This window comes from Halosimplex rarum, from assembly GCF_047715405.1.
Classification (GTDB): domain Archaea; phylum Halobacteriota; class Halobacteria; order Halobacteriales; family Haloarculaceae; genus Halosimplex; species Halosimplex rarum.
This window is the reverse complement of the sequence record NZ_CP180412.1, coordinates 1,062,444-1,072,310: the sequence shown is the minus strand read 5'-3', so window position 1 is coordinate 1,072,310 and position 9,867 is coordinate 1,062,444. Positions and strand designations below refer to the sequence as shown.

The 9,867-nt window shown below is 68.0% G+C and carries 11 protein-coding genes; 6 read left to right on the top strand and 5 right to left on the bottom strand.

Annotation, left to right across the window (positions count from 1 at the left end; translation table 11 throughout):
* Positions 1 to 73 precede the first annotated feature (73 nt).
* Complete coding sequence (locus ACMGFH_RS05290) at positions 74 to 1,222, top strand: thiolase family protein (RefSeq protein WP_415381767.1); 1,149 nt, start codon at positions 74 to 76, stop codon at positions 1,220 to 1,222.
* Positions 1,222 to 1,599: a Zn-ribbon domain-containing OB-fold protein gene (locus ACMGFH_RS05285; RefSeq protein WP_415381765.1), complete on the top strand. Its 378-nt coding sequence runs from the start codon at positions 1,222 to 1,224 to the stop codon at positions 1,597 to 1,599. Before ACMGFH_RS05290 ends, ACMGFH_RS05285 begins: the two co-directional genes overlap by 1 nt.
* Positions 1,600 to 1,734: 135 nt before the next feature.
* Here ACMGFH_RS05285 and ACMGFH_RS05280 read toward each other — a convergent pair whose 3' ends face one another.
* The 3 genes from ACMGFH_RS05280 to ACMGFH_RS05270 form a co-directional block, all read right to left on the bottom strand.
* Positions 1,735 to 2,226 (bottom strand): HTH domain-containing protein, encoded by a 492-nt coding sequence (locus tag ACMGFH_RS05280; protein ID WP_415381764.1) that lies wholly within the window; start codon positions 2,224 to 2,226, stop codon positions 1,735 to 1,737.
* A gap of 169 nt (positions 2,227 to 2,395) precedes the next feature.
* Entirely contained in the window at positions 2,396 to 3,226 is an 831-nt protein-coding gene (locus tag ACMGFH_RS05275; RefSeq protein WP_415381763.1) for a hypothetical protein, read from the bottom strand.
* Positions 3,227 to 3,311: 85 nt separating this feature from the next.
* A complete protein-coding gene (locus tag ACMGFH_RS05270; protein WP_415381762.1) occupies positions 3,312 to 4,409 on the bottom strand; it encodes a Gfo/Idh/MocA family protein in 1,098 nt (365 codons plus the stop codon).
* 146 nt (positions 4,410 to 4,555) lie between these two features.
* Here ACMGFH_RS05270 and ACMGFH_RS05265 point away from each other — a divergent pair, with 146 nt between their 5' ends.
* Positions 4,556 to 4,738 carry a hypothetical protein gene (locus ACMGFH_RS05265; RefSeq protein WP_415381761.1) on the top strand — a complete coding sequence of 61 codons (183 nt, stop codon included), beginning with the start codon at positions 4,556 to 4,558 and terminating at the stop codon, positions 4,736 to 4,738.
* A gap of 12 nt (positions 4,739 to 4,750) precedes the next feature.
* On the opposite strand, the gene dpsA is transcribed toward ACMGFH_RS05265, so the two are convergent.
* A complete protein-coding gene (gene dpsA / locus ACMGFH_RS05260; RefSeq protein ID WP_415381760.1) occupies positions 4,751 to 5,299 on the bottom strand; it encodes a DNA starvation/stationary phase protection protein DpsA in 549 nt (182 codons plus the stop codon).
* Positions 5,300 to 5,489: 190 nt separating this feature from the next.
* A complete protein-coding gene (locus ACMGFH_RS05255) occupies positions 5,490 to 5,876 on the bottom strand; it encodes a hypothetical protein (RefSeq protein WP_415381759.1) in 387 nt (128 codons plus the stop codon).
* A 54-nt stretch (positions 5,877 to 5,930) separates the two neighbouring features.
* Between ACMGFH_RS05255 and ACMGFH_RS05250 the strand changes: the two genes are divergently transcribed.
* The 3 genes from ACMGFH_RS05250 to ACMGFH_RS05240 all read left to right on the top strand — a co-directional run bounded on the left by ACMGFH_RS05250 (position 5,931) and on the right by ACMGFH_RS05240 (position 9,676).
* On the top strand, positions 5,931 to 6,404 hold the full coding sequence (locus tag ACMGFH_RS05250) for a YbaK/EbsC family protein (RefSeq protein WP_415381758.1): 474 nt from the start codon (positions 5,931 to 5,933) through the stop codon (positions 6,402 to 6,404).
* A gap of 108 nt (positions 6,405 to 6,512) precedes the next feature.
* Positions 6,513 to 8,615: an acetate--CoA ligase family protein gene (locus ACMGFH_RS05245; protein ID WP_415381757.1), complete on the top strand. Its 2,103-nt coding sequence runs from the start codon at positions 6,513 to 6,515 to the stop codon at positions 8,613 to 8,615.
* Positions 8,612 to 9,676, top strand: a complete 1,065-nt coding sequence (locus tag ACMGFH_RS05240; protein ID WP_415381756.1) for a phosphotransacetylase family protein — start codon at positions 8,612 to 8,614, stop codon at positions 9,674 to 9,676. The genes ACMGFH_RS05245 and ACMGFH_RS05240 overlap by 4 nt, the downstream gene beginning before the upstream one ends.
* Positions 9,677 to 9,867: the final 191 nt, after the last annotated feature.

Below are 9,867 nucleotides of genomic sequence, written 5' to 3'. Positions count from 1 at the left end.
CGCTCGTTCTACTGACGCGCTCCTGGGTGGATCCACCGTAACACCCACATTACACCCCTTCGACGCTTCGCACATGACAGTCGCAGTGATCGGCGCGTCGATGACGAAGTTCGGTCAGCGCGACGCCTGGATACGCGAGCTCATCGCCCAGGCGGGCGAGGCCGCGCTCGAAGACGCCGGGATAACCCCCGACGACGTCGAGCACCTGTACGTCTCGAACATGGCCAGCGGCGAGTTCGAGGGCCAGGGCGGGATCATGAACGCCCTCGCCCACGACCTGGGCCTCATGCCCGCCTACAGCGAACGGGTCGACCAGACCTCCTCGTCGGGCGGCGCCGGCATCTACGAGGCCTGGCAATCGATCGCCTCCGGCGCGAGCGACATGACGATGCTCGTGGGCGGCGAGAAGATGACCCACCGCTCGACGGCCGAGGCGACGGACATCATCGCCTCGATCACCCATCCTGCCGAGTACAAACACGGGCTCACCCTGCCCTCGTTCGCGGGCATGACCGCCCGACACTACCTCGAACGGTTCGACGCTCCCCGCGAGTCGCTCGCCAAAGTCGCGGTCAAGAACCACAAGAACGGCGTGGACAATCCCCACGCGCAGTTCCAGAAGGAGATCGACATCGAGACCGCGCTGGAGAGCCCCATCGTTGCCGACCCCCTCAGGCTGTACGACTTCTGTCCCATCACGGACGGGAGTGCGGGGATGGTGTTCACGACCGAGGAGCGAGCCAAAGCGATCACCGACGACTACGCGGTGATATCGGGCATCTCCGGTGCGACCGACACCCACGTCGTCCACGAGCGCGACGACCCGACAGTCATGGGCGGCGTCGTCGACTCCAGCGACCAGGCCTACGAGATGGCCGGGCTCGGCCCCGAGGACGTCGACGTTGCCGAACTGCACGACATGTTCACCATCCTGGAGTTCCTCCAGATGGAGGGCTGCGGGTTCGCCGAGCACGGCGAGGCCTGGAAGCAGATGGACGAGGGTCGCACCGAGCGTGACGGTGAACTGCCGATCAACACCTCGGGCGGACTCAAATCGAAGGGCCACCCGCTCGGCGCGAGCGGCGTCGCACAGGGCTACGAGATATACAAACAACTCGTCGGCGATGCCGGACCGCGGCAGGTCGAGGCCGACACCGGCCTCGCGTGCAACGTCGGCGGGTTCGGGAACTGCGTCATCACAACCATCATGGAGGCACGATAATGTCGTTCGACGCCCACGTCTGCGAGAACGGACACGTCACGTACCCCGGACACACCCTCTGCCCGGAGTGCGGCGAGAAACAGACCGAAACGATCGACCTGGCCGACCGCACCGGCGAAGTGGTGACCTGGACCCACAGCACGAAGACGCCGCCGGGCGTCCGCGAACCGAACACGCTCGCCATCGTCGAGTTCGACCTCTCCGGGGAGGACCTCGCCGACGGGTACGTCCGCGCCATCGGCCAGGTCACGACCGAGGAAGTCGAGACGGGCGATGCGGTCGAACCGGTCTACGCCGAGGAACTCCGTGACCCCGATGTCGGTATCAAGGTTCCAGAGAGCCAGGAGTGGGACGGGTATCGGTTCGAGCCGGCGTAATCGTCGAAGCACGGTTTCTCGCAGCAACGAGCGTCGAGGCGCGCCCGGACCGGAGTGAACCGGTCGTTCTGCCGGGGTCGAACCGACTGCGCGAACCGTGGGAACCCGTGGTGACCCTCTGTTGACAGATCAGAGTCAGTCGGCAGTGGTGATGGGTGCGGGTTCGGTGTCCTCGGCAGAGTCGTCGTCGTCGGCCCCGGCGAGCGCGGACAACCCATCCGCGACCGAGCGGTACGTCTCGCCGTCGGCGTGCGGGTAGACGGCGACGAGGTCGCCGTCGTCGTAGACGGCGAGCGAGATCGCGGGGAACACCAGCCACTCGCTCTTCTCGCCGGTGTCCATCGCGTAGCACTCACGCGTCTGGAAGGGCGGAGCGAGCGAGAGCCCTCGCTCGCGCGCCCACCGCGTGAACGCGAGGTATCGATCGCGAGCGTCTACGTCGGCCGGGTTCTCGCAACGGATCCGCTTCGGACAGTCGAACACGTCGAACCCGTCGACGCGGCCCTCGGCTTCGAAGGCGCGGAGTCTGTCCCGGAGTCGCGCTCGCTGTCGCGCCGCGGGCGCCGGGAGCGTCTCCCGGACGTACAGTTCGGCGCGCCGGTCCCCGATTCGCTCGGTCGGCGTCATGGGTATCTGAACGCAGGTGGTGGTGCATAATAAATCATTATGTTTTTCCATTCATGATTCTGTGGGCTGTGGACACCGGCCGCTCCTGCACCGTCCGATAGAAGTGAGATCCCCGGACCGCACCGGCGAGTCGACGCGTTGTGACTCGCCGCCGGTGTGACCGATTCCGCTACCGGCTGTCGTCAGATCCGCCCGCGTCGTCGCCCGCGTCCGCGCTATCGGTTCCGGCGTCGCCGCGACTGTCTGCAGAACCGTCGTCCGGTTCTTCCTCGCCCGGCGATTCCGGCCCCTGCGAGTCCGACTGCGTCGTTCCGTCGTCGCCGTCTTCCGAGGGCGAAGCGGGCCCCGACGCCGAGACGGCGCCGTCCCCGGTCCCGGGCAGGTCGTCGAGTTCGCGCTTGATCGATTCGAGTTCGGCGTCGACGTCGACGGCGGCCGCCGGATCGCTCTCGGCTTCGCTATCTTCGCCGTCGTCGTCGGCCTCGTCGCTTCCCGCCGCTTCGCCGCCCTCGCTGGATCCGTCCGAAGGGCCGCCTCCGTCGCTCCCCGCGGACTGAGTGCTCTCGCGGATGCGCTCCTGAATCTCCGCTCGCAGTTCGCGAGCGTCGTCGAGCAGGTCGGCGGCCTCGTCGTTGCTCGGGCGTCCCTCGACGGCGTCCTGTAACTCGACGAGCGCGTCGTCGAGGCGCGAGAGTGTGGTCTCGCTCGCGGCGCGAGCGCGCTCGCGGACCTGCTCGGTCCCCTCCTGTGCCCGGTCGGCGCCCTCCGCCATGCGGAGCGCGCGCTGGAGGAGTCTGAGCGCGCGGATGTTCGTTTCGAGCACGAGGATGAGGCCCGGGATCGCGACCTCGCTCGTGAGCCGGCGCAGGTCCCGCGGGGTCGGCAGGCGCGGGCCGTCCTCGGGGCTGGGCGGCTCCAGTTCCGCTTCGAGTTCGCGGAGGGTCCGGACGAGGTCGGCCACCAGCCGCGAGAGGTCCTCGCCGGAATCGTCGTCGGCCATGTCCCGACCTTCGAGCGCCGACGGAAAAAACGTCACTACTCGCACGGGGTCGGCGACGGGTCGGCAGGACGACCCGACTCCGACCTCACAGGTCCACGTCCGGGAACGCCGCCGGGAGCGGCGCGGGACGGCCGGGGTCGGAGTCGACGGTCGCGAACGCGCTCTCGGCCGACGAGGTCCGGACGGCCGACATGATCTCGAGCACGTGCGCGGCCAGGTCGCCGCTCGTGCGGTGATCCCAGTCACTTCGGACCGCGTACGCGAGGTCGGCGACGCCGGCGCCGCGGCCGGCGGTGTAGTCGTGCGTGAGCGGGACGGTCTCCCACTCGTCGTCGTCGTCGCTGCGGATCCGGACCGGTCCCTCGAAGTGGTTCGGGTCCGGGAGCGCGAGCGTCGCCTCGGTGCCGTATATCTCGAATGCCGGGGAGGGGAGCGTCGACGCCTCGACGTCGAAGCTCATCAGCAGGTCCGCCGTCGCGCCGTTCGCGAAGTCGACGAGGCCGGTCTCGTGGGTCGGCACCTCGACGTCGATCTCCTCGCCTTTACGCGGTTCGCTCCCGATCGTCCGGGTGTCGTGCGGCCGGGAGACCGACCCGGCGACGCGGGTCGCGCCCCCGAGCAGGAACACCAGCGCGGTGACGTAGTACGGCCCCATGTCGAACAGCGGCCCCCCGCCTTCCTGGTAGTAGAGGTCCGGGTTCGGGTGCCAGCGCTCGTGTCCGGGAGACGTCCAGTGAGCGGTCGCGCCGACCGGCTCGCCGATCCGGCCTTCGTCGATGACCTGCCGGGCGGTCTGGAGGCCCGCCCCGAGGAACGTGTCGGGCGCGGAGCCGACGAGGAGGTCCTGCTCGGCCGCCGTTTCGACGATGTCCGCGGCGTCCTCGACCGTGGTGGCGAACGGCTTCTCTGTGTAGACGTGATTACCCGATTCGAGGGCCTCCGTGATGACCTGTGCGTGAGCGTGGGGCGGCGTCAGGTTGACGACCGCCTCGACCGACTCGTCGGCGAGCAGTTCGTCGGTTGGCAGCGCCTCGATGCCGTGTTCCTCGGCGGTCGACCGCGCGAGGTCCTCGTCGAGGTCCGCGCAGGCGACCAGTTCGAACGCGTCGAACACGTCGTCGGCGTCTAGGTATCGCTCGCTGATGTTCCCGCAGCCGACGAGTCCGACCGAAAGAGGTTCCATGCACTGCCTTCGCGACCGCCCTACTCAACCCCACGGACTCCGGTCTGATCTTCTGGGGAGAGCGCGGTCGACGGGTACCGCGACGTGCCGTCAAATAACGGGACCGACCGCAACCCTTATTCCTTTAGGTTCGCCTAAACTCAGGCATGGAAACAACGGACGAGTCGGCGGACGGACGGCGGCCGTCGGAACCGTCGGAGGAACACCCGCAGGCGGAATCTCCCGAGATATCCGCGTACTCGACCACGGAGACGAAAACCGTGTTCACGGAATCGGACAACGGCGACGGGTGGATCGCGACGGACCTCACCGTCGACGTCCGACAGTAGCGCGGCGACTCGTTACTTCTCGATCGCGGCGTCGGTGACCAGCGTGTCTTCTTCGAGGTAGTGTTCGACGTGGTGGGCGTCCTCTTCGGTCTGAACCAGGATCTCGCGGAGGATCTCCGCGGAGGCGTGGTCGCCCAGGTCGGAGGCGAGCTCGACGTGTTCGCGCTGGGACTCGATGATGTCGCCGTACACCTCGAGATCGTTCGCCAGCGACGTGCGGATGTCGTAGACGTCGTCGCCCTCGAACTCGACGGGCGCCGTCTCGGCGATGTTCACCGGGTTCGACACCGGCGTCCCGCCGAGGGCCTGCAGTCGCTCGGCGATCTCGTCGGCGGCCTCCTCGGCGTGCTCGGCGGCCTCGCCGAGGAACAGGTGGAGGTCGCGGAACTCCGCGCCCTCGACGTTCCAGTGGTGCTTCTTCAGCTGGTGGTACAGCACGTACGTCGCCGCCAGGTCAGTGTTCAACGCGTCGACGATCTGCTCGGCCTTCCCCTGTTCGAGCCGCAGCGAGTTCTCCTCGACCGTGCCGGCCTCTTGCAGGACGTGTTTCTGGGTGCTCATTACATCCGTTTGTTCGTTCGCTCCGCACTTAAGGTTTGGCACTCGAAAAGAATAATTTTGGACAACCGAAAACAGGATTGTTGCTAAAGAAATCTAGATTGTTCGAGTCTGCCCTCGATCTGTGCCCGAACGGGTTCGAGATCCGTGGCTCGCAAGCGGTAGAACGTCGACGAAACCGAGGTGGATGGGCTTACGGACGAGTTAGCACGAGGGCGGCGTCACCGTCGAGACGGGCCGCGTCGACGCCCGCGGCGGGCTCCGCGGTGCGGGCCTGCCGGTCGTGGACTGCGAGGAGCGCCGCCCGTTCCGCGCCTTCGATACCCATGTCCTCCACGAACTCCTCCCAGACGTGGTCGGGCAGCGCCAGGTAGTACGCGCCTTCCGTCCGCCCGACCAGCGGATCCTGGTGGAAGTAGTTGCGCCACTCGTAGACGATGTCCTCGACGCCGGGGAGGTCCCGCACGTTCGATTGGTGGGTGCGGACGAGCGCCGCGAGTCGGTCGACCGAAACGTCGTTGTCGTCGGCCGCGTCGGCCAGAACCGCGTCGTCGAACGCCGCCAGTTCGTCCCTGGTCATTGGGTCGGATCGACGGTGCCAGCGCATTTATAATCCTGCTCCGTAGGAGACCGCATGCATCCGCGGGCGAGTGAGTTCGAACGGTGCGCGACCGAACTCGGCGTCGACCTAGAGGTACGGGAGTTCCCCGAAGGGACGAAGACCGCCGCGGACGCGGCCGAGGCGATCGGCTGCGACGTGGCCCAGATCGCGAGTTCCATCGCGATGGTCGCAGACGAACTCGTCGTCGTGGTGACGAGCGGCGCGCACAGAGTGAGCGAGCAGCGTCTCGCCGACCTCCGGGGCGTCTCCACCGCAGAGGTGCGGATGGCCGACGCCGACGAAATCAAGGAGACGCTGGGCTGGGCGATCGGCGGCGTCCCGCCGTTCTGTCACGACACGAGCGTCCCCGTCTACATCGACGAGTGGCTCCGCGAGTTCGAGACCGTCTGGGCCGCCGCGGGCACGCCCGAGGCGGTCTTCCCGATCGCTCCCGACCGGATCGAGGAACTCGCCGACGCGACGCCGACGGTCGTCGCCGAGGGGTGACGGACTCCACTTGGGGGCGGCCGTCGGTGGAGACCGGGGGGCCGCCTCTTCTTGCGGTCTGAGAACCGGGACAGTTTATAAACGGACCCGACTCGAAGTCGGGAGTAGATGGGCCAGTTAGCAACGTTGTTCGAACCCGACCGTATCGCGGTCGTGGGCGCGACCGACCGCGAGGGGTCCGTCGGTCGCGCGATCACGGCGAACCTCCTCGCCGACTTCGAGGGGGACGTGGTCGCCGTCAACCCCACGAAAGACGAGGTGCTGGGTCTGGAGTCACACGACAGCGTGACGGACGTTCCCGATGTAGACGTGGCCGTCATCGTCGTGCCCCCCTCCATCGTCCTCGACGCCATCCGCGAGGCCGGCGAGGCCGGCGTCCGCGACGTGGTCGTCATCACCGCGGGCTTCGGCGAGTCCGGCAGCGAGGGCGCCTCGCGCGAGCGCGAACTCCGCGAACTCGCCGCGGAGTTCGACCTCAACCTCGTCGGTCCCAACAGCCTCGGCATCATGAACACCGATCTCGGCATGAACGCCACGTTCGGCCCCGAAAACGCCCGACCCGGCTCGATCTCGTTCATGAGCCAGTCGGGCGCGTTCGTCACCGCCGTCGTCGACTGGGCGAACGACCGCAATCTCGGCTTCCACAACGTCGTCTCGCTCGGTAACAAGGCCGTCCTCGACGAGAGCGACTTCGTCGCGGAGTGGGGCGACGACCCCGACACAGACGTCATCCTCGGCTACCTCGAAGACGTGGTCGACGGCCGGGCGTTCGTCGAGTCGGCCCGCGAGGTGTCGTCCGACACGCCCATCGTCGTCGTCAAGTCGGGCCGCACCGAGGCCGGCGCGTCGGCCGCCGCCTCCCACACCGGCGCCATCGCGGGGTCGGAGGCCGCCTACGAGGCGGCGCTCGACCAGGCCGGCGTGCTCCGCGTCGAGACCGTCCAGGATCTCTTCGACTTCGGGAGCATCCTCGCGGGCCAGCCCCTGCCCGAGCGCGACGGCATCGCCATCGTCACCAACGCCGGCGGCCCCGGCGTGATGACGACCGACGCCGTCGGCGACTCCGACCTCTCGCTGGCGTCGTTCACCGACGACACCATCGAGACTTTTCAGCAAGCGCTGCCCGACGAGGCGAACGTCTACAACCCGGTGGACATCATCGGCGACGCGCCCGTCGAGCGATTCGAGGAAGCCCTCGACATCGCCCTGGCCGACCCGAGCGTCGGCGCCGCCGTCGTGGTCGCGTGTCCGACGGCGACGCTTTCCTACGAGGCGCTGGCCGAGTCCGTCGTCGACCTCCAGGCCGAGTACGAGATGCCCGTCGCGGCGACGCTGATGGGCGGGTCGTCGACGCGCGCGGCCAACGACACGCTCTCGGCGGCGGGCATCCCGACGTACTTCGACCCCGCCCGCGCCGTCCGAAGCCTGGACGCGCTCCGGGAGTACCGCGAGATCAGTCGCCGCGAGTACGCCGAACCCGAGACGTTCGACGTCGACCGCGAGGCGGCACGCGAGATCCTCGAATCGGCCGGTCGGCGCGACACCAATCGCCTCGGTGTCGAGGCGATGGGACTGCTCGACGCCTACGGCATCCCGACGCCCGCGTCCGATATCGTCGACTCGCGCTCTGGCGCGGTCGAGGCGGCCGAGCGAGTGGGCGGCGGCGACGAAGTCGTCATGAAGATCGTCAGCCCTGACATCCTGCATAAATCGGACATCGGCGGCGTCGCCGTCGGCGTCCCGCCCGAAGAAGTCGCCGACACGTACGAGGACCTGGTGACTCGGGCGCGGAACTACCAGCCGGACGCGACCATCCTCGGCGTGCAGGTCCAGGAGATGCTCGACATGGACGGCGCCGTCGAGACCATCGCCGGGATGAACCGCGACCCGCAGTTCGGGCCGCTCGTCCTCTTCGGCCTCGGCGGCATCTTCGTCGAGGTGCTCGAAGACACCACGGTCCGCGTGGCGCCCGTCAGCGAGCCGTCGGCCAGGGAGATGCTGGACGAGATCGAGGCCGCGCCGCTGTTGCGAGGGGCTCGCGGCCGGGACCCCGTCGACGAGGCGGCGGTCGTCGAGACCATCCAGCGCCTCTCGCAGCTCGTCACCGACTTCCCCGCCATCGTCGAACTCGACATCAACCCGCTCGTCGCGACGCCGGACGGCGTCCGGGCCGTCGACGTGCGACTCACCATCGACCAGGAGCAACTATGAAACCGATATTCGTCACCTCGACCGGAGAAGGCACCGGCAAGACAGCCATCGCGATCGCCGTCGCGAAACTCGCCCAGGAGGAGGGCCTCGACGTCGGCTACTTCAAGCCGAAGGGCACACGTCTAAAGAGCCCAGTCGGGAAAACCCGCGACGAGGACCCGATCCTCGCCAAGGAGATGCTCGGCATCGACCGCGACCTCTCGGAACTCGAACCGGTGGTGTACTCGCCGGCGTTCATCGAGGAGGCGATCCGCGGCAACCGCGACGGCGAGGTGCGCGAGCGCGTCCGCGAGCACTACGACGCCCTCGCCGAGGCGTACGACCTCGTCGTCATCGAGGGGGGCGGCCGACTGGAGACGGGCGGCATCGTCGGCCTGACCGACCCCGACGTGGCCGAACTGCTCGACGCGCGGACGCTCCTCGTCGGCGGCTACACGAATCCCGCCGACGTGGACGAAGTGCTCGCGGCCGCGCGCCAGTTCGACGGCAACCTCGCCGGCGTGCTGTTCAACGCCGTCGCCGACGGCAACTTCGAGTCGCTGAACACCGACGTCGTCCCGTTCCTCGAGACCCGTGACATCCCGGTGCTGGGTATCGTCCCACGAGTGCAGGAACTGGCCGGTGTCACCGTCGCCGACCTGGCGGACGCGCTCGGCGCGGACGTTCTGAACCCCCAGGCCTCGATGGACGGCTTCGTCGAGCGCTTCGCCGTCGGCGCGATGGGCAGCGACGCCGCCCTGCGTCACTTCCGGCGCATGCGCAACGCCGCGATGGTCACCGGCGGCGACCGCGCGGAGATCCAGGCCGCCGCGCTCGAAGCACCGGGCATCGAGTGCATCGTCCTCACGGGCGGGCTCAGGCCGTCTGGGGCCATCCTCGGCAAGGCCGCCGAGGCCGACGTGCCGATCCTGCTCGTCCAGTCGGACACGAAGATCACCGTCGACCGCCTCGAAGACGTGCTGAGCACCGGTCGCACGCGCGACCCCGAGACCGTCGACCGCATGGTCGAACTCCTCTCGGACCACGCCGACCTCGCCGATCTCCTCGAAAGCGGTGATTAACGACCGACGGCGTCGCAGTCGAAACAGGGGTTCGGCCCGTGGGTAGCGCCCCCATTCCAGGTTTCAGACAGCGATAACGTCGCGCTACCGCACTCAAAGGCGCGTATAGCGCTAGAACGATAGACGGCACTTATATGGCGAAATGCGCTGTTTCCGTTGGAGTCAGTTGGCTCCGTAGTGTCACACGCCGG